The following is a 17,614-nucleotide window of genomic DNA, read 5'->3' as shown; positions in this document are numbered from 1 at the left end:
GACGCTTGGTACAGACCTTTCTACGCTCACGGCCATACTGCGGTGAGCGTGCCATGACAACGTGCCCCGGGTGCGCTCACGGGCGGCGCAGGTCCCACCCCCATGCCGCTGCCGGCCTCCGACAGCGGCGGACCTACGGAGGAGCACCCTTGAGCGCAGCATCCCCCCCACGCACCCGCACGCGCACCCGTCTCCTGTCCCGGGTGGCGGCGACCGTCGCCGCCTTCGCCCTTCCGATCGCCGGACTCGTCGGCCTGGCCCCACCCGCCCACGCCGCGACCTCCGCGACCGCCACCTACGTCAAGACCCAGGACTGGGGCACCGGCTTCGAGGGCAAGTGGACGATCAAGAACACCGGTGACACCACCCTCACCAGCTGGGCCGTCGAATGGGACTACCCCTCCGACACCCGCGTCACCTCGGCCTGGGACGCCGCCGTCACCAACTCCGGCAACCACTGGACCGGCAGGAACGCCGGCTGGAACGGCACCCTCGCCCCGGGCGCCAGCATCAGCTTCGGCTTCAACGGCGCCGGCCCGGGCGCCCCCTCCGGCTGCAAGATCAACGGAGCCTCCTGCGACGGCGGAAGCCAGCCCGGCGACGCTCCCCCCTCCACCCCCGGCACCCCCACCGCCGCGAACGTCACCGAGACCTCGCTGACCCTGAACTGGGCGGCCGCCACCGACGACAAGGGCGTCAAGGACTACGACGTCTACCGCAACGGCACCAAGGTCGCCACCGTCACCGGCACCTCCCGCGCCGAGACCGGCCTGACCAAGGGCACCGCCTACAGCTACCACGTGGTCGCGAGGGACACCGCCGACCAGACCGGGCCCGCCTCCGGCACCCTCTCGGTCACCACCTCGGGCGGGGTCGTCGACCCGCCGCTCCCCGGCGGCCCGGTCAAGCTCGGCTACTTCACCAACTGGGGCGTCTACGGACGCAACTACCACGTGAAGAACCTGGTCACCTCGGGCACGGCGAGCAAGATCACGCACATCAACTACGCCTTCGGCAACGTCCAGAACGGACAGTGCACGATCGGTGACTCCTACGCCGACTACGACAAGGCCTACACGGCCGACCAGAGCGTCGACGGGGTCGCCGACACCTGGGACCAGAGCCTGCGCGGCAACTTCAACCAGCTCCGCAAGCTGAAGAAGCAGTACCCGCACATCAAGGTGCTGTGGTCGTTCGGCGGCTGGACCTGGTCCGGCGGCTTCGGCCAGGCCGCGGCCAACCCGACCGCCTTCGCCAACTCCTGCTACAACCTCGTCGAGGACCCGCGCTGGGCCGACGTCTTCGACGGCATCGACCTCGACTGGGAGTACCCCAACGCCTGCGGCCTGAGCTGCGACACCTCGGGCGCGGCCGCCTTCAAGAACATGATGCAGGCCATGCGCGCCAAGTTCGGCGCGAACAACCTGGTCACCGCCGCCATCACCGCCGACGCCTCGGACGGCGGCAAGATCGACAAGGCCGACTACGCGGGCGCCGCCGCGTACACGGACTTCTACAACGTCATGACGTACGACTTCTTCGGCGCCTGGGCCGCCCAGGGCCCGACCGCCCCGCACTCCCCGCTCACCTCCTACGCCGGCATCCCGCAGGCCGGCTTCAACTCCGCCGAGGCCATCGCCAAGCTCAAGGCCAAGGGAGTCCCGGGCAGCAAGCTCAACCTGGGCATCGGCTTCTACGGCCGCGGCTGGACCGGCGTCACCCAGGCGGCCCCCGGCGGCACCGCCACCGGCCCCGCGCAGGGCACGTACGAGCAGGGCATCGAGGACTACAAGGTGCTCAAGGGCAGCTGCCCGGCCACCGGCACCGTCGCCGGCACCGCGTACGCCCACTGCGGCAGCAACTGGTGGAGCTACGACACCCCCGCCACCATCGCCGGAAAGATGACCTGGGCCAAGCAGCAGGGGCTGCGCGGAGCCTTCTACTGGGAGTTCAGCGGCGACACCGCGAACGGTGAGCTCGCGAGCGCCGTCCACACCGGCCTGCAGTAGAGCAGTAAACAGACCGAAGCCGGGATGACGGGCCGCCCCCGTCATCCCGGCTTCTTCACGTCTCGAACGCGCTCAGGCCACGTTCACTCTCCCCCAGACTTCGTCCGGGGGGACCCCCACCCAACGGGCAAGGAACTTTTAGGCGACATTCACCCGTTGGCCCGGAGGCGCGGCCTCCAGCCAGGCCAGGAAACCGGTCAGCGCGTCCTCGCTCATCGCCAGCTCCAGGCGGGTCCCCTGGTGGAGACAGCCGAGCACGACGGCGTCGGACAGCAGCGCCAGCTCCTCCTCGCCCTCCGGGGCACGGCGGGCCAGCACCTCGATCGAGTCCCGCTCCAGCAGCCGGCGCGGCTTCGGCGCATAGCTGAACACACGGAACCACTCGATGCGGTCACCGCTGTACCGGGCGACCCCGTAGACCCAGCCCTTGCCGGACAGGTCGGGCTCCTCCGCGACACCCCAGCGGAGCGAACAGTCGAAGGTGCCGCCGGACCGCTGGATCAGCCGCCGGCGCAGCCCGAACACGAAGAGCCCGATCACCACCAGGGCTACGACCAGGCCGCTCACAAGCAGAGCGAGGAGCATCTTCACCGACCTCCTCGCTCATTCGAACTCGACGTTTGCCTTGCCGGACAGGATCCGGAAGGCAGCTGCATCGCCTCAGCCGCGACCCGCTCCGGAAAGCTCCGGTCGGGCCGCGGCTGAGGTTTCACACTCTTCGGCGCAGGGTCAGTGCCCCGCGACCGCGCGCAGTCGGACATCGGCGCGGCGCTCGGCGGCCGCATCGGCCTCCGACTTGGCGCGCTCCAGTGCCCGCTCCGCCCGCTGGACGTCGATCTCGTCCGCGAGCTCGGCGATCTCGGCCAGCAGGGACAGCTTGTTGTCCGCGAACGAGATGAATCCGCCGTGCACCGCGGCGACGACCGTGCCGCCCTCGCTGGTACGGATGGTCACCGGGCCCGATTCCAGCACGCCGAGAAGCGGCTGGTGACCGGGCATGACGCCGATGTCGCCGGACGTGGTGCGGGCGACGACCAGGGTGGCCTCGCCGGACCAGACACTACGGTCCGCCGCGACCAGCTCGACGTGCAGCTCAGCAGCCAAGGTGGCTCCTCGGGTCACCACCCGGCGGGTCTGCCGGGTGTTGGGTCAAATTCTAATGGGCGTGTGGAGAGGGACGGGACATGCCCGCCCCTCTCCGGTGAACCTTGGCGATCCTTTGGCAAGGACCGCCCCGGATCAGGAGACGCCCAGCTCCTTGGCGTTGGCCTTCAGGTCCTCGATGCCACCGCAGAGGAAGAACGCCTGCTCGGGGAAGTGGTCGTACTCACCGTCGCAGATCGCGTTGAACGCGGCGATCGACTCGTCGAGCGGAACGTCCGAACCGTCGACGCCGGTGAACTGCTTGGCGACGTGGGTGTTCTGCGACAGGAAGCGCTCGACACGGCGGGCACGGTGGACGACGAGCTTGTCCTCCTCGCCCAGCTCGTCGATACCGAGGATCGCGATGATGTCCTGGAGGTCCTTGTACTTCTGCAGGATCCCCTTGACGCGCATCGCCGTGGCGTAGTGGTCCGCCGCGATGTACCGCGGGTCGAGGATGCGGGACGTCGAGTCCAGCGGGTCCACGGCCGGGTAGATGCCCTTCTCGGAGATCGGACGGGAGAGAACCGTCGTCGCGTCGAGGTGGGCGAAGGTGGTCGCCGGCGCCGGGTCGGTGAGGTCGTCGGCGGGGACGTAGATCGCCTGCATGGAGGTGATCGAGTGACCACGGGTCGAGGTGATGCGCTCCTGGAGGAGACCCATCTCGTCGGCCAGGTTCGGCTGGTAACCCACCGCGGAGGGCATACGGCCGAGCAGGGTCGACACCTCGGAACCGGCCTGGGTGTACCGGAAGATGTTGTCGATGAAGAAGAGCACGTCCTGCTTCTGAACATCGCGGAAGTACTCCGCCATGGTCAGACCGGCCAGGGCGACGCGCAGACGGGTGCCCGGGGGCTCGTCCATCTGGCCGAAGACAAGGGCGGTCTTGTCGATGACGCCCGAGTCCGTCATCTCCTCGATGAGGTCGTTGCCCTCACGGGTACGCTCACCGACACCCGCGAACACCGACACACCGTCGTGGTTGTTGGCGACGCGGTAGATCATTTCCTGGATCAGAACGGTCTTGCCGACACCGGCACCACCGAACAGACCGATCTTTCCACCCTTGACGTACGGGGTGAGGAGGTCGATGACCTTGACGCCGGTCTCGAACATCTCGGTCTTCGACTCGAGCTCGTCGAAGTTCGGCGCCTTGCGGTGGATCGGCCAGCGCTCGGTCACCTCGGAGTTGGCCTCCGGGTAGTTGAGCACGGTACCCAGGGTGTTGAACACCTTGCCCTTGGTGAAGTCACCGACCGGGACGGTGATGCCCGTGCCCGTGTCGGTCACCGTGGCCTGGCGGACCAGACCGTCGGTGGGCTGCATCGAGATGGTGCGGACCAGGCCGTCACCGAGGTGCTGCGCGACCTCGAGGGTCAGCGTCTTGAGCGCGCCCTCCTCGGCCGGGTCGGCGACCTGAACGGTCAGCGCGTTGTAGATCTCGGGCATCGCGTCGACGGGGAACTCCACGTCGACGACCGGGCCGATGACCCGGGCGACGCGGCCCGTGGCGGCGGCCGTCTCAACAGTGGTCGTCATTACTTGTCACTCCCCGCGGTCGCGTCAGCCATGGCGCTGGCGCCACCGACGATCTCGCTGATTTCCTGGGTGATTTCGGCCTGGCGGGCCGCGTTGGCAAGGCGGGAGAGGCTCTTGATGAGCTCCCCGGCGTTGTCGGTGGCCGACTTCATCGCGCGGCGGCGGGCGGCGTGCTCGGAAGCAGCGGCCTGCAGCAGCGCGTTGTAGATCCGGCTCTCGACGTAGCGCGGCAGCAGGGCGTCGAGGACGTCCTCCGCCGACGGCTCGAAGTCGAACAGGGGAAGGATCTCGCCCTTCGTCCCGCTCTCCTCCGCGGCCTTCTCAAGGCTGAGCGGCAGCATCCGGTTGTCCACCGGGTTCTGCGTCATCATCGACACGAACTCCGTGTAGACGATGTGCAGCTCGTCCACGCCACCCTCGGCGGTCTCCTTCGAGACCGCCTCGATCAGGGGCGCGGCGACGGCCTTGGCGTCCGCGTAGCTCGGGTTGTCGGTGAAGCCGGTCCAGCTGTCCGCGATCTTGCGCTCGCGGAAGCCGTAGTAGGCGACACCCTTGCGGCCGACGATGTAGCTGTCGACCTCCTTGCCCTCGCCCTGCAGCCGCTCGATCAGCCGGTCCGCAGCCTTGATGGCGTTGGACGAGTAGCCGCCGGCCAGACCGCGGTCGCTCGTGACGAGCAGGACCGCGGCACGGACCGGGGACTCGGCCTCGGTGGTGAGCGGGTGCTTGGTGTTCGACCCGGTGGCGATCGCGGTCACCGCACGGGTGAGCTCGGTCGCGTACGGCGTCGAGGCCGCCACCCTGCGCTGCGCCTTGACGATGCGCGAGGCGGCGATCATCTCCATCGCCTTGGTGATCTTCTTGGTCGCGGTGACGGCACGGATGCGACGCTTGTAGACCCGGAGCTGTGCTCCCATGAGTCAGGTCCCTTCCGTCGTCACTTACCGGCGGCGGCCGGCGCGTCTTCGCCCAGAAGCTTGCCGTCCGAGGTCTCGAACTGCTTCTTGAAGTCGGCGATCGCGTCCCCGATGGACTGGATCGTGTCGTCCGACATCTTCGCGCCCTCGCGGATGGAGGTCAGGAGGTCCTTGCGGTTCAGACGCAGGTGCTCCAGCAGCTCCGACTCGAAGCGACGGATGTCGTTGACCGGGACGTCGTCCATCTTGCCGGTGGTACCGGCCCACACGGAGACGACCTGCTCCTCGACCGGCATCGGCTGGTACTGGCCCTGCTTCAGCAGCTCGACCATGCGCTTGCCGCGCTCCAGCGCGGACTTCGACGCGGCGTCCAGGTCGGAACCGAAGGCGGCGAACGCCTCCAGCTCGCGGTACTGGGCGAGGTCGACGCGGAGACGGCCGGAGACCTGGCGCATCGCCTTGTGCTGGGCCGAACCACCGACGCGGGAGACCGAGATACCGACGTTCAGGGCCGGGCGCTGGCCGGCGTTGAACAGGTCGGACTCCAGGAAGCACTGGCCGTCGGTGATGGAGATGACGTTGGTCGGGATGAACGCCGAGACGTCGTTGGCCTTGGTCTCGACGATCGGCAGACCGGTCATCGAGCCGGCGCCCATGTCGTCGGAGAGCTTGGCGCAGCGCTCCAGCAGACGCGAGTGCAGGTAGAAGACGTCACCCGGGTACGCCTCACGGCCCGGCGGGCGGCGCAGCAGCAGCGAAACGGCACGGTAGGCGTCGGCCTGCTTCGACAGGTCGTCGAAGATGATCAGGACGTGCTTGCCCTGGTACATCCAGTGCTGGCCGATGGCGGAGCCGGTGTAGGGCGCCAGGTACTTGAAGCCGGCCGGGTCGGACGCCGGGGCGGCGACGATGGTCGTGTACTCCAGCGCGCCGGCCTCCTCCAGGGCGCCGCGCACGGACGCGATGGTGGAGCCCTTCTGGCCGATGGCGACGTAGATGCAGCGGACCTGCTTGTTCACGTCGCCCGAGCGCCAGTTGTCGCGCTGGTTGATGATCGTGTCGACGGCCAGAGCGGTCTTGCCGGTCTGACGGTCACCGATGATCAGCTGACGCTGGCCACGGCCGATCGGCACCATGGCGTCGACGGCCTTGTAGCCGGTCTGCATCGGCTCGTGGACCGACTTGCGGACCATGACGCCGGGGGCCTGCAGCTCGAGGGCGCGGCGGCCTTCGGTCGCGATCTCGCCGAGACCGTCGATCGGGTTGCCGAGCGGGTCGATCACGCGGCCGAGGTAGCCCTCGCCGACGCCGACGGAGAGAACCTCACCGGTGCGCTGCACCGGCTGGCCCTCCTCGATGCCGCTGAACTCGCCGAGGACGATCGCACCGATCTCGCGCTCCTCGAGGTTGAGGGCGAGACCGAGGGTGCCGTCCTCGAACTTCAGCAGCTCGTTCGCCATGGCGGAGGGCAGGCCCTCCACCTTCGCGATGCCGTCGCCGGCCAGGCTGACCGTACCGACCTCCTCGCGCGAGGCCGCGTCCGGCTTGTACGACTGGACAAAGTTCTCCAGCGCGTCCCGGATCTCCTCCGGCCGGATCGTGAGCTCCGCCATCTGGGTTCCCTGCTCTCCTTGTTGGGCCTGAAGCTTCATAGGGGTCTGGGGGTGACCCCCAGGAATCTTCTGCAAGTTCTGCACGGCCCAACCGGGCCGTCGACAAATGCTTCTTGAGTTGGTGGCTGGTCAGCCGGCCATACGACGGGTCGCCTCGGCGAGGCGCTCCGCGATGGAGCCGTCGATGACCTCGTCGCCGACGCGCACCGAGATCCCGCCGAGGACCTCGGGGTCCACGTCGAGGTTCAGGTGCATCTCGCGGCCGTACAGCTTGGCCAGCACCGCGCCGAGACGCTGCTTCTGCACGTCGCTGAGCGGCACCGCGGTGGTCACGGTGGCGACCATGCGGTTGCGGCGCTCGGCGGCGAGCTTGGAAAGGGACTCCAGTCCCGCTTCCAGGCTACGTCCACGCGGGTGCGTGACCAGACGGACGACCAGACGCTCCGTGGCGGCCTTGGCCTTCCCGCCGAGCAGGCTGCGGAGCAGCTCGCTCTTGGCGGTGCCGGTCGCGGCCTTGTCGGTCAGCGCGGCACGCAGCTCGGTGTTCGAGGCGAGGATCCGGCCGAACCGGAACAGCTCGTCCTCGACGTCGTCGAGCGTGCCGGCGCTCTGGGCCGCCGTGAGGTCGGCGGTGTTCGCCAGCTCCTCCAGCGAGTCCACCAGGTCACGGGACTGCGACCAGCGGGACCGGACCATGCCCGTCACCAGGTCGAGGGTCTCCCCGCCGACCTGGCTGCCGAGCAGCCGGTTCGCAAGCTCGGCCTTGGCCTCGCCGGACTGCGCCGGGTCGGTCAGGACCCGACGCAGCGAGACCTCGCGGTCGAGCAGCGCGGTGACGGCAGCCAGCTCGCCGGCGAGCTTCTCCGCGTCGACGGACGTGTTGTCCGTCAGCGCGTCGAGACGCTCGCGCGCGGCGCCCAGCGCCTCGCGGCTCGCTCCGTTCATCGGGCGGCCTCGGCCTTCGCCTCGAGCTCGTCGAGGAACCGGTCGATGGTGCGGCTCTGCCGGGCGTGGTCCTCGAGGGACTCACCGACGAGCTTGCCCGCCAGGTCGGTGGCGAGCTTGCCCACGTCCTGGCGAAGTGCCTGCGAGGCGGCCTTGCGGTCGGCCTCGATCTGGGCGTGGCCGGCAGCGATGATCTCCTCACGCTGCCGCTGGCCCTCTGCGCGCAGTTCTTCCTTGAGCGCAGTGCCCTGCTCCAGCGCGTCCTGGCGCAGGCGAGCGGCCTCATGCCGGGCCTCGGCGAGCTGGGCCTTGTACTGCTCCAGCACGCTCTGGGCCTCGGTCTGAGCGGCTTCCGCCTTCTCGATACCGCCTTCGATGGCCTCGCGACGCTCGTCCAGAACCTTGTTGATGTTCGGGAGGAGCTTCTTGGCGAGGAAGCCGAAGACGATGACGAAGGCGATAAAGCCAATGACCAGCTCGGGGAGCGGCGGAATGAGGGGGCTCTGAGGCTCCTCAGCCGCGAGAACCAGGAGGTTCACATCAGTGCCTTTCGTCTAGTTTGGCTGATCGGGATCCGGAGATCAGGGGCCGTAGACGAACGGCATGACCAGACCGATGAGGGCGAGCGCCTCACAGAAGGCGAAGCCGAGGATCTGGTTGGCGCGGATGATGCCGGCCGCCTCGGGCTGACGGGCGAGAGCCTGGGTGCCGTTACCGAAGATGATGCCGACGCCGACGCCCGGGCCGATGGCCGCGAGACCGTAACCGATGGAGCCGAGGGAGCCGGTGACTGCGGCAAGGGTCTGGGACATGCCAGTTCTTCCTTCTCTTTCACGGACCGGTGGGGGTTGGCCACCGGACGAATGGGAGCTTTGGGTGGGCGATCAGTGGTGCTCGGCGAGCGCGCCCTGGATGAAGCTGCAGGCCAGGAGGACGAAGACGTACGCCTGGACGGCCTGGATGAAGAGCTCGAAGGCGGTCATCACGAGGACCATCACGAACGAGACACCCGCGTAGGCGATGCCGATGCCGTTCAGCAGGTACCAGCTGGCGATGGTGAACAGCAGCAGCAGGGTGTGACCCGCGAACATGTTCGCGAACAGTCGGACCGCGTGGGTGAACGGGCGGACCAGGACGTTCGAGAAGAACTCGATGACCATGACCATCGGCAGGACCGGGCCGAGCGACTTGTCGTAGCCCGTGATGTTCTTGAAGCCGCCGACGAAGCCGTGACGCTTGAAGGTCACCGACATCCAGATGACGTAGACGATCGCGGCGAGCGCGGCCGGGTACGCGATGATCGAGGTCACCGGGAACTGGGCCAGCGGGATGATCGACCAGAGGTTCATCATCCAGACGAAGAAGAACAGCGCCACCATGAAGGGGACGTACTTCTCGCCCTCCTTCTTGCCCAGGGTCTCGTAGACGATCCCGCGGCGCACGAAGTCGTAGCCGGCCTCGGCGACCATCTGGAGCTTGCCCGGAACCAGCTTCGGCTTACGGAAAGCGGCCCAGAAGAAGCCGACGATGATGACCGTGCCCAGGAGGGCGAGCAGCATCGTCTTGTTGAAATAACCGAAGCTGCTGTTCGCGTCACCGAAGATCGGCTCGAAGAGGAACGAGTGCAGGCCCGGGGCCGGGAAGCCACATCCGTCGAAGATGTGACAGTCGGTCTCGAAGGCGAGCACCTGCGTCGGGTCAGCACTCACCGCGGGCTCCTTCAGCGTGGCGCATAGGTACGGCAACCTCGTTGTGTCGGCGCGGCGCGCAGCCGCGGTTCGGCACTGGACTGGTGTTACGGATGGTGGGGCGGCGGGCAGGCAGCGAGCCTCGCGATGGAACAGGCGTCAGCTCAGATGCCCGCGCCCGTAGTGCCGCACTCGGCACCGGACGATAGCAGGATCTCGAACGCTCACTTATCCCGCCCCTACCCTTCACGTCTTGGGGCCCGAGTTCTCGGGCTTTTCGGCCTTGGCCGAGTCCGGCTCGACGTAGAGGATCTTGGCCTTCATGTGAGCACGCGTCTGCGCGCCGATCCACACGAGGGTGGTCGCGACGAGCGTGATGGCGAAGGCCCTGGGGTTGAACAGCGTGGTGTTCTTGAACGCGGCGACAAAGATGAACAGCAGAAGAATTTGTGCCGTGTACAGCATCAATCCCATCGCCTGGAACAGATGCGGCAGCGAGCGTGCCGTGCGCTGCAGAACGACGAATCCCATGCCCATGAAGAGGATCACGATCAGGGTCGCGACGACGGCTCCTATCGCCCCCTTGCCGCCGGCGACCACACCGCTGATCACGGCGGCGAGAACGCCGACGGCAGCAGTGGGTACAGCGGCTTGCAGGAGGGATCGGACGTCATCAGACCGCATGGCGGGTGGCTCCGCATGTTTTGGGGGGCACGGGACTCGTACGGGACGAGCGTAAGCCCGGTCCGAGAGGAAACCTCGGGCCAACGAACCGTCGCACTACGGTCCTTCGGCTCTGTCGCCGGGTCTAGTGAACGGTATCACAAACTATTTGATGAGGTCTTTACCTGGGGGTGTGCTCGCTGTCACACATGAGAGTGACCGCGCACGTGTGTGCGCGACGCGCGGCCGCCGTGTCTGATATAGGACGTTCCGTCCCGGTAGCACCGGCGTACGTCAGCCCGGCGATCCGACCATCCGCCGGTCGGGTAGCGCAAACGGGGAAGTGCCACCGCCCTCGTTGACGCCCCTGCCCGCAGGAGCGAACAGAAAGGCGCACCCCACGCTTCCGTGGGGCCCGCCCTGCCCTGCGCCTGGGAACTTGGGGTCCTTGCGGGCTGCCACGGTGACGGTGAAGCACTGCGTTCCGCTGCAGTTGTTGCGGACCCCTCTCGGTCGGACATGGCCGCTTCGGCACACCGGCGCGTCCGCCATGGGTGGGCCGGATCCCGGCGGCTTCCGCCTCCGCGTGACGCCGCGCACGGAGGCCTTTCGGACGGCGGCCACGCCCGGAATGACCCGGATGCCTGGGTCGCCGCGCCGCGTCAGCGTGACGATCCGGCCTTGCGCCGGTCGGGGAAGCGCGAACGGGGGCCCACCGCGGTCGCGCCGTTGACGCCGGAGACGCCGCCCACGAGCACCCGGTCCGGGTCCTGGCCGTCGCCCGGCTGCGCGCCCGGGAGGGCCGCCGCCGTGGCCTCGCGGGCCGTCTCCTCGGCGTCCCGCTCCGCGTGCCGGTAGCGCGGCGGTACCAGGCCCTCGGCCCACTGCGGGGCGCGCGGGGTGAAGCGCGGGAGTAGGAGCAGGACCAGGCCGACACCGCTCAGCGCGGCGATCACGAGCACGATCCACATCGATGTGGAGTTCACCGAATAGGCCACCGCGCCGAAGGCGATCAGCGCCGACCAGAAGTACATGATGAGGACGGCCCGGCTGTGCGAATGCCCGATCTCCAGCAGGCGGTGGTGCAGGTGCCCGCGGTCGGCGGCGAACGGCGACTGGCCGTTCCAGGTACGCCGGACGATCGCCAGCACCAGGTCCGCGGCCGGCAGCGCGATGATCGTCAGCGGCATCAGCAGCGGGATGAAGACCGGGAGCATCGCGTGGGTCGCGTTGCGCTCACCGCCGGCCCACAGGGCCAGCGCATCGGGGTCCACCTGGCCGGTGATGGAGATGGCGCCGGCCGCCAGCACCAGCCCGATCAGCATCGAGCCGGAGTCGCCCATGAAGATCCGGGCCGGGTGCATGTTGTGCGGCAGGAAGCCCAGGCACATGCCCATCAGGATGGCCGCGAACAGGGTCGCGGGGGCCGCGGCCTCGATGCCGTAGCCGTACCAGATGCGGTACGAGTACATGAAGAACGCCGCGGCCGCGATGCACACCATGCCCGCCGCCAGGCCGTCCAGACCGTCCACGAAGTTCACCGCGTTGATGGTGATGACCACCAGGGCGACGGTCAGCAGGTTGCCCTGCCACTGGGTGAGCGAGACCGTGCCGACGCCCGGGACCGGAATCCACAGGATGGTCAGGCCCTGCATGACCATCACGCCCGCCGAGATCATCTGGGCGCCGAGCTTGATCAGCGCGTCGATCTCGAACTTGTCGTCCAGCACGCCGACCAGCCAGATCAGCGCCGCCCCGGAGAGCAGCGCCCGCGGCTCGTTCGACAGCTCGAAGACCCCGTTGAGGTTCTGCAGGTGGTCGGCGACCAGCAGGCCGGCGCAGAGTCCGCCGAACATGGCGATGCCGCCCAGCCGCGGAGTCGGCTCCCGGTGCACGTCACGGGCGCGGATCTCCGGCATGGCGCCGGCCGCGATCGCGAACTTCCGCACCGGTCCGGTCAGCAGGTAGGTCACCGCGACCGTGACGCAGAGCGTCAGCAGATATTCACGCACGGGCTGCCCCAGATGTATCGCCGGCCATCTCAGCCCCACACATTAGCCGTGTTGTCCTCTCCACCGAGGACGCGAGGGGAGCACATCCCGGTTGCGCTACGCCCTCCTTGCGTTCGTTACTCCCCATAAGGGGGAAAAGCGCGCGTGAGCTCGGCCACCTCCGCGCGCACCCGCGGGGCCTCCTCGCCGCGCAGCGCCCGCCCGAACAGCCCGGCGATCCGCACCATCTCCGACTCCCCCATCCCCTGCGTGGTCACCGCGGCCGTACCGAGCCGGATGCCGCGCTGGTCCCCGTAGGGGAGGGCGCAGGTGTCCAGGACCATCCCCGCGGCCGCCAGACGGCCGCGTGCGGCCCGTCCGTCCATGCCCAGGGGTGCGGGGTCGGCGGTGATGAGATGGGTGTCCGTACCGCCCGTGGTGATCGCGAATCCGAGAGCGGCAAGGGCCTGGGCCATGGCGCGCGCATTGGTGACGGCGCGGTGCGCGTAGCGCGCGAAGGCGGGCGTCGCCGCCTCGCCGAAGGCGACGGCCTTCGCCGCGATGGTGTGCATCTGCGCGCCGCCCTGGGTGAACGGGAACACCGCGCGGTCGATCCGCTCACCGAGCTCGGCTCCGCAGAGGATCATCCCGCCGCGCGGTCCGCGGAGCACCTTGTGGGTGGTCGCGCAGACCACGTCCGCGTACGGCAGCGGACTCGGCGCGGCTCCGCCGGCCACCAGCCCGATCGGATGGGCGGCATCGGCGATCAGGACCGCCCCGACCTCGTCGGCGATCTCCCGGAAGGCCGAGTACTCGGGGTGCCTGGGGTAGCAGATCGAGCCGCAGACGATGGCTTTGGGCCGGTGGCTGCGGGCCAGGGCCTGCACCTGGTGGTAGTCGATGATGCCGGTCTCGGCGTCCACCCCGTAGGCGACGAAGTCGAACCAGCGGCCGGAGAAGTTCGCCGGGGAGCCGTGGGTGAGGTGCCCGCCGTAGGGCAGGCCCATCGCGAGGACGGTGTCCCCCGGCCGCAGCAGCGCGGCGTAGGCGGCGAGCATGGCGGCCGACCCGGAGTGCGGCTGCACGTTGGCGTGCTCGGCCCCGAACAGGGCGCGGGCGCGTTCCACGGCGGTCCGCTCGGCGAGGTCGGCGTATTCGCAGCCGCCGTGGTGCCGGGCCCCCGGGTAGCCCTCGGCGTACTTGTTGGCGAGGGCCGAGCCGAGCGCCGCGAGCACCGCGCGGGAGGTGAAGTTCTCGGCGGCGATGAGCTGCAGGGTGGTGTCCTGGCGGTGGGCCTCTCCCGAGAGGATGTCGGCCATCTGGGGGTCCTGCCGGCGGAGGAGGTCGGTGGGTTGCGTGAGGATGCTCATGGCCGACTCCCGCGCGCGAGGGGTACCGGTTGTGGGTACCGCCCACGATATTCCGGGCCGGCCGCTCCCGCCCGGCGGCCGCACGGACGCACCCGCGGGCGTCCCACGACCGGACCGCACCACCGGATCCCGCCATCGGATCGCCCGGCCGTACGGCACCGCCGGACGGAACCACCGGTCCGAACGTCCGGAGGACGTCCGGAGGACGTCCGGAGGAGGTCCGGACCGCAGGACCGGTCCCGGCGCGGGTCCCGCGCCGCGCGGCGGTCAGCGGTTGGCCGTCACCCCGGTCAGGGCCGTGACGACCGGGTCCAGCGCCTGGTGGATCTCGTCGCCGATCGAGCGGAAGAACGTGATCGGCGCGCCGTACGGGTCGTAGACCTCGTCGGCGTCGGGGGACGGCGCCAGCAGCCACCCGCGCAGCGCGGCCGCCGCCCGCACCAGCGCGCGGGCCCGCGCGGCCATGCCGTCGTCCAGCGGCGGCAGCGTCGCCGGGTCTATCGCCCGTACGAGCCGGGTGAACTCCTTCAGGGTGAAGGTGCGCAGGCCCGCCGAGTGGCCCATCGAGATGACCTGCGCCCGGTGGTCACGGGTCGCGGTCAGGACCAGGTCGGCACGGATGACGTGCTCGTCGAGGAGCTCGCGCCCGGTGAAACCGGACGCGTCCGCCCCGAAGTCGGCCAGGACGGCCGCGGCGTTCGCCTCCATCGGCGCGCCCTCGTGGCCCCAGGTGCCGGCGCTCTCCACGATCAGGCCGCCGGTGGACACCCCGCCCAGGCGGTGGATCAGGGCATGCCGGGTGAGCCGCTCGGTGATCGGCGAGCGGCAGACGTTGCCGGTGCTGACGTGGAGTATGCGGAAGGTGTCGCCCGATTCACTCGCTATGCCACGCCCCTCAGGGCTCACGGGGCCACCTCGAGGTCGGGTACGACCTCCCGGAGCTGGTCGGCGGTCAGCGCCCCGGCCCGGAGCAGCACGGGCACCTTCCCGGTGACGTCGACGATCGACGAGGGCTCGATGCCCGGGGTCGGTCCGCCGTCGAGGTAGACGGAGACGGAGTCGCCGAGCATCGCGCGGGCCGCGTCGCAGTCCTCCGGGGCGGGGTGCCCGGTCAGGTTCGCCGAGGAGACGGCCATCGGGCCGACCTCGGTCAGCAGCTCGATCGCGACCGGGTGCAGCGGCATGCGGACGGCGACGGTGCCGCCGGTCTCGCCCAGGTCCCAGGCGAGCGAGGGCTGGTGCTTGGCGACCAGGGTCAGCGCGCCCGGCCAGAACGCGTCGACGAGCTCCCACGCCTGCTCGGAGAAGTCGGTGACCAGCCCGTGCAGGGTGTTCGGGGAGCCGATGAGGACGGGGGTCGGCATGTTCCGGCCGCGGCCCTTGGCGGCGAGCAGGTCGCCGACCGCCTCCGCGTTGAAGGCGTCCGCGCCGATGCCGTACAGGGTGTCCGTCGGCAGGACGACGAGTTCCCCGCGGCGCACGGCGGATGCCGCTTCACGCAGACCGGTCTTGCGGTCCGTCGCGTCGTTGCAGTCGTATCGCCGTGCCATCAGCGGGACTCCTCGTACATCGAAAGGGGGGCGGGGTGGTCGGCGCGGGTCACGGGAGCGCCTTCCGGGCCGTCGCGAAACGCGGGCGGTTGTTGAGGTCCGGGTGGTCGGCCGCGTCGGCCCAGCCCAGCTCCTCGGCGAAGATCCACGGCACCTGGCCGCCCTGGGTGTCCGCGTGCTCGACGACGACGAGGCCGCCGGGCCGCAGCAGCCGGTGCGCGGTGCGCTCGATGCCGCGGATGGTGTCCAGGCCGTCCTCGCCGGAGAACAGCGCCATCTGCGGGTCGTGGTCGCGGGCCTCCGGGGCGACGTACTCCCACTCGGTGAGCGGGATGTACGGCGGGTTGGAGATGACCAGGTCCACCTGGCCGTCCAGCTCGGGCAGGGCGCTCAGCGCGTCACCCTGGTGGACGGTGACCCGGGAGCCCTCGGCGTTCTTCCGGGTGTAGACGAGCGCGTCCTCGGACAGCTCGACGGCGTGCACGCGCGACCGCGGCACCTCCTGGGCCATGGCCAGGGCGATCGCGCCGGATCCGCTGCACAGGTCCACGATCAGCGGCTCGACGACGTCCATCGCGCGGACGGCCTGTATGGCCCAGTCGACGACGGACTCGGTCTCCGGGCGCGGTACGAACACGCCCGGGCCGACCTGGAGCTCCAGGTAGCGGAAGAACGCCCGCCCGGTGATGTGCTGGAGCGGCTCGCGCGCCTCGCGCCGGGCGACCGCCTCCCAGTAGCGGGCGTCGAAGTCGCTGTCCTTGACGTGGTGCAGTTCCCCCCGCTTGACCCCGTGCACCCACGCGGCGAGCTCCTCCGCGTCGAAACGCGGAGAGGGCACACCGGCGGCGGCCAGCCGCTGGGTGGCCTGGGCCACCTCGGCAAGCAGCAAGTTCATCTGCGCTGGTCCTCCGGGCTGCTGTCGTACGGGGGGCGGTTCGCGGAACGGTACTCGGGACGGTACGCGTTCCGCGGGGCTGGTGCGGTTACTGCGCGGCGGCGAGCTTGGCGGCGGAGTCCGCGTCGACGCAGGCCTGGATGACCGGGTCGAGCTCGCCGTCGAGCACCTGGTCGAGGTTGTACGCCTTGAAGCCGACCCGGTGGTCCGAGATCCGGTTCTCCGGGAAGTTGTACGTGCGGATCTTCTCGGAGCGGTCCACGGTGCGCACCTGGCTGCGGCGGGCGTCCGCGGCCTCCTGCTCGGCGGCCTCCTGGGCGGCGGCCAGCAGGCGGGACCGGAGGATGCGCATGGCCTGCTCCTTGTTCTGGAGCTGGCTCTTCTCGTTCTGGCAGGAGGCGACCACACCGGTCGGGATGTGCGTGATGCGCACGGCCGAGTCGGTGGTGTTGACGGACTGGCCGCCGGGGCCGGAGGAGCGGTAGACGTCGATCCGCAGGTCGTTGGGGTTGATCTCGACCTCGACCTCCTCGGCCTCCGGGGTGACGAGCACACCGGCGGCGGAGGTGTGGATGCGGCCCTGGGACTCGGTGGCCGGCACGCGCTGCACGCGGTGCACGCCGCCCTCGTACTTCAGGCGGGCCCAGACGCCCTGGCCGGGCTCGGTCGCGCCGTTGCCGCCCTTGGTCTTGACGGCGACCTGGACGTCCTTGTAGCCGCCGAGCTCGGACTCGGTGGAGTCGATGATCTCGGTCTTCCAGCCCACGCGCTCGGCGTAGCGCAGGTACATGCGCAGCAGGTCGCCGGCGAACAGGGCGGACTCGTCGCCGCCCGCGCCCGCCTTGATCTCCAGCAGCACGTCCTTGTCGTCGCTGGGGTCGCGCGGCACCAGGAGCAGCCGGAGCTTCTCGGTGAGCTCCTCGCGGTGCGCGGTCAGCTCCTTCACCTCGGCGGCGAAGTCGGGGTCGTCGGCGGCCAGCTCCTTGGCCGTCTCGATGTCCTCGGCCGACTGCTTCCAGGCCCGGAAGGTGGCGATGATCGGGGTCAGCTCCGCGTAGCGCTTGTTGAGCTTGCGCGCATTGGCCTGATCGGAGTGGACCGACGGGTCGGCGAGCTTCTTCTCGAGGTCGGCGTGCTCGCCGACCAGGTCCTCGACGGCCTCGAACATCTTCGGGCTCCTGGTGAAAGAAGAGAAAGGGCTGGGCAGCCGGGGTGGGGGGCCGACGGCTGCGGCGGGACGACAAAGGCGCCGGTCCGGCCACCCCCGCGTGGACAGGGAGCGGCCGGAGAC

17 protein-coding genes are annotated in these 17,614 nt (G+C 69.6%); 1 reads left to right on the top strand and 16 read right to left on the bottom strand.

Annotated elements, in window-relative coordinates; genetic code table 11:
* The first annotated feature begins 149 nt into the window (after nucleotides 1-149).
* The gene (locus AC067U_RS33940) at nucleotides 150-2,009 is read left to right on the top strand and encodes a glycosyl hydrolase family 18 protein (protein WP_478833682.1); all 1,860 of its coding nucleotides are present in this window, start codon (nucleotides 150-152) and stop codon (nucleotides 2,007-2,009) included.
* Between the two features lie 138 nt (nucleotides 2,010-2,147).
* On the opposite strand, the gene AC067U_RS33935 is transcribed toward AC067U_RS33940, so the two are convergent.
* The 16 genes from AC067U_RS33935 to prfA form a co-directional block, all read right to left on the bottom strand.
* Nucleotides 2,148-2,594 carry a DUF2550 domain-containing protein gene (locus AC067U_RS33935; RefSeq protein ID WP_478833681.1) on the bottom strand — a complete coding sequence of 149 codons (447 nt, stop codon included), beginning with the start codon at nucleotides 2,592-2,594 and terminating at the stop codon, nucleotides 2,148-2,150.
* 144 nt (nucleotides 2,595-2,738) lie between these two features.
* Nucleotides 2,739-3,113, bottom strand: a complete 375-nt coding sequence (locus AC067U_RS33930) for a F0F1 ATP synthase subunit epsilon (protein WP_351310763.1) — start codon at nucleotides 3,111-3,113, stop codon at nucleotides 2,739-2,741.
* 135 nt (nucleotides 3,114-3,248) lie between these two features.
* The gene (gene atpD, locus AC067U_RS33925; RefSeq protein WP_478833680.1) at nucleotides 3,249-4,691 is read right to left on the bottom strand and encodes a F0F1 ATP synthase subunit beta; all 1,443 of its coding nucleotides are present in this window, start codon (nucleotides 4,689-4,691) and stop codon (nucleotides 3,249-3,251) included.
* Nucleotides 4,691-5,608 carry a F0F1 ATP synthase subunit gamma gene (locus AC067U_RS33920; RefSeq protein ID WP_478833679.1) on the bottom strand — a complete coding sequence of 306 codons (918 nt, stop codon included), beginning with the start codon at nucleotides 5,606-5,608 and terminating at the stop codon, nucleotides 4,691-4,693. The genes atpD and AC067U_RS33920 overlap by 1 nt, the downstream gene beginning before the upstream one ends.
* A gap of 20 nt (nucleotides 5,609-5,628) precedes the next feature.
* The gene (gene atpA, locus AC067U_RS33915) at nucleotides 5,629-7,221 is read right to left on the bottom strand and encodes a F0F1 ATP synthase subunit alpha (protein ID WP_478833678.1); all 1,593 of its coding nucleotides are present in this window, start codon (nucleotides 7,219-7,221) and stop codon (nucleotides 5,629-5,631) included.
* A gap of 129 nt (nucleotides 7,222-7,350) precedes the next feature.
* Nucleotides 7,351-8,166: a F0F1 ATP synthase subunit delta gene (locus AC067U_RS33910; RefSeq protein WP_478833677.1), complete on the bottom strand. Its 816-nt coding sequence runs from the start codon at nucleotides 8,164-8,166 to the stop codon at nucleotides 7,351-7,353.
* A complete protein-coding gene (locus tag AC067U_RS33905; protein ID WP_478833676.1) occupies nucleotides 8,163-8,705 on the bottom strand; it encodes a F0F1 ATP synthase subunit B in 543 nt (180 codons plus the stop codon). The genes AC067U_RS33910 and AC067U_RS33905 overlap by 4 nt, the downstream gene beginning before the upstream one ends.
* Before the next feature lie 42 nt (nucleotides 8,706-8,747).
* On the bottom strand, nucleotides 8,748-8,978 hold the full coding sequence (locus AC067U_RS33900) for an ATP synthase subunit c family protein (protein WP_365111196.1): 231 nt from the start codon (nucleotides 8,976-8,978) through the stop codon (nucleotides 8,748-8,750).
* A gap of 72 nt (nucleotides 8,979-9,050) precedes the next feature.
* Nucleotides 9,051-9,890, bottom strand: a complete 840-nt coding sequence (gene atpB / locus AC067U_RS33895; protein WP_478833766.1) for a F0F1 ATP synthase subunit A — start codon at nucleotides 9,888-9,890, stop codon at nucleotides 9,051-9,053.
* A gap of 210 nt (nucleotides 9,891-10,100) precedes the next feature.
* Nucleotides 10,101-10,538 (bottom strand): hypothetical protein, encoded by a 438-nt coding sequence (locus tag AC067U_RS33890; RefSeq protein ID WP_478833675.1) that lies wholly within the window; start codon nucleotides 10,536-10,538, stop codon nucleotides 10,101-10,103.
* 641 nt (nucleotides 10,539-11,179) lie between these two features.
* On the bottom strand, nucleotides 11,180-12,541 hold the full coding sequence (locus tag AC067U_RS33885) for an MraY family glycosyltransferase (RefSeq protein ID WP_478833765.1): 1,362 nt from the start codon (nucleotides 12,539-12,541) through the stop codon (nucleotides 11,180-11,182).
* Between the two features lie 104 nt (nucleotides 12,542-12,645).
* The gene (locus AC067U_RS33880) at nucleotides 12,646-13,878 is read right to left on the bottom strand and encodes a serine hydroxymethyltransferase (RefSeq protein WP_478833674.1); all 1,233 of its coding nucleotides are present in this window, start codon (nucleotides 13,876-13,878) and stop codon (nucleotides 12,646-12,648) included.
* 267 nt (nucleotides 13,879-14,145) lie between these two features.
* Nucleotides 14,146-14,784, bottom strand: coding sequence for an arsenate reductase/protein-tyrosine-phosphatase family protein (locus AC067U_RS33875; protein WP_478833673.1), 639 nt, complete (start codon nucleotides 14,782-14,784; stop codon nucleotides 14,146-14,148).
* Complete coding sequence (locus AC067U_RS33870) at nucleotides 14,781-15,428, bottom strand: L-threonylcarbamoyladenylate synthase (protein ID WP_478833672.1); 648 nt, start codon at nucleotides 15,426-15,428, stop codon at nucleotides 14,781-14,783. Before AC067U_RS33870 ends, AC067U_RS33875 begins: the two co-directional genes overlap by 4 nt.
* Nucleotides 15,429-15,477: 49 nt before the next feature.
* Nucleotides 15,478-16,323: a peptide chain release factor N(5)-glutamine methyltransferase gene (gene prmC, locus AC067U_RS33865; RefSeq protein ID WP_478833671.1), complete on the bottom strand. Its 846-nt coding sequence runs from the start codon at nucleotides 16,321-16,323 to the stop codon at nucleotides 15,478-15,480.
* A gap of 88 nt (nucleotides 16,324-16,411) precedes the next feature.
* Nucleotides 16,412-17,491: a peptide chain release factor 1 gene (gene prfA / locus AC067U_RS33860; protein ID WP_478833670.1), complete on the bottom strand. Its 1,080-nt coding sequence runs from the start codon at nucleotides 17,489-17,491 to the stop codon at nucleotides 16,412-16,414.
* Between the last annotated feature and the right edge of the window lie 123 nt (nucleotides 17,492-17,614).

The organism is Streptomyces sp. NPDC043853, from assembly GCF_056436025.1.
This window is presented reverse-complemented; position numbering and strand designations above follow the sequence as displayed.

What these genes read in the sequence shown, in the direction of transcription:
- AC067U_RS33880 (WP_478833674.1), bottom strand. Translation starts at nt 13,878, where the DNA reads ATGAGCATCCTCACGCAACCCACCGACCTCCTCCGCCGGCAGGACCCC.
- AC067U_RS33900 (WP_365111196.1), bottom strand. Translation starts at nt 8,978, where the DNA reads ATGTCCCAGACCCTTGCCGCAGTCACCGGCTCCCTCGGCTCCATCGGT.
- AC067U_RS33935 (WP_478833681.1), bottom strand. Translation starts at nt 2,594, where the DNA reads ATGCTCCTCGCTCTGCTTGTGAGCGGCCTGGTCGTAGCCCTGGTGGTG.
- atpA (WP_478833678.1), bottom strand. Translation starts at nt 7,221, where the DNA reads ATGGCGGAGCTCACGATCCGGCCGGAGGAGATCCGGGACGCGCTGGAG.
- AC067U_RS33890 (WP_478833675.1), bottom strand. Translation starts at nt 10,538, where the DNA reads ATGCGGTCTGATGACGTCCGATCCCTCCTGCAAGCCGCTGTACCCACT.
- atpD (WP_478833680.1), bottom strand. Translation starts at nt 4,691, where the DNA reads ATGACGACCACTGTTGAGACGGCCGCCGCCACGGGCCGCGTCGCCCGG.
- AC067U_RS33870 (WP_478833672.1), bottom strand. Translation starts at nt 15,428, where the DNA reads ATGGCACGGCGATACGACTGCAACGACGCGACGGACCGCAAGACCGGT.
- AC067U_RS33920 (WP_478833679.1), bottom strand. Translation starts at nt 5,608, where the DNA reads ATGGGAGCACAGCTCCGGGTCTACAAGCGTCGCATCCGTGCCGTCACC.
- prfA (WP_478833670.1), bottom strand. Translation starts at nt 17,491, where the DNA reads ATGTTCGAGGCCGTCGAGGACCTGGTCGGCGAGCACGCCGACCTCGAG.
- prmC (WP_478833671.1), bottom strand. Translation starts at nt 16,323, where the DNA reads ATGAACTTGCTGCTTGCCGAGGTGGCCCAGGCCACCCAGCGGCTGGCC.
- AC067U_RS33910 (WP_478833677.1), bottom strand. Translation starts at nt 8,166, where the DNA reads ATGAACGGAGCGAGCCGCGAGGCGCTGGGCGCCGCGCGCGAGCGTCTC.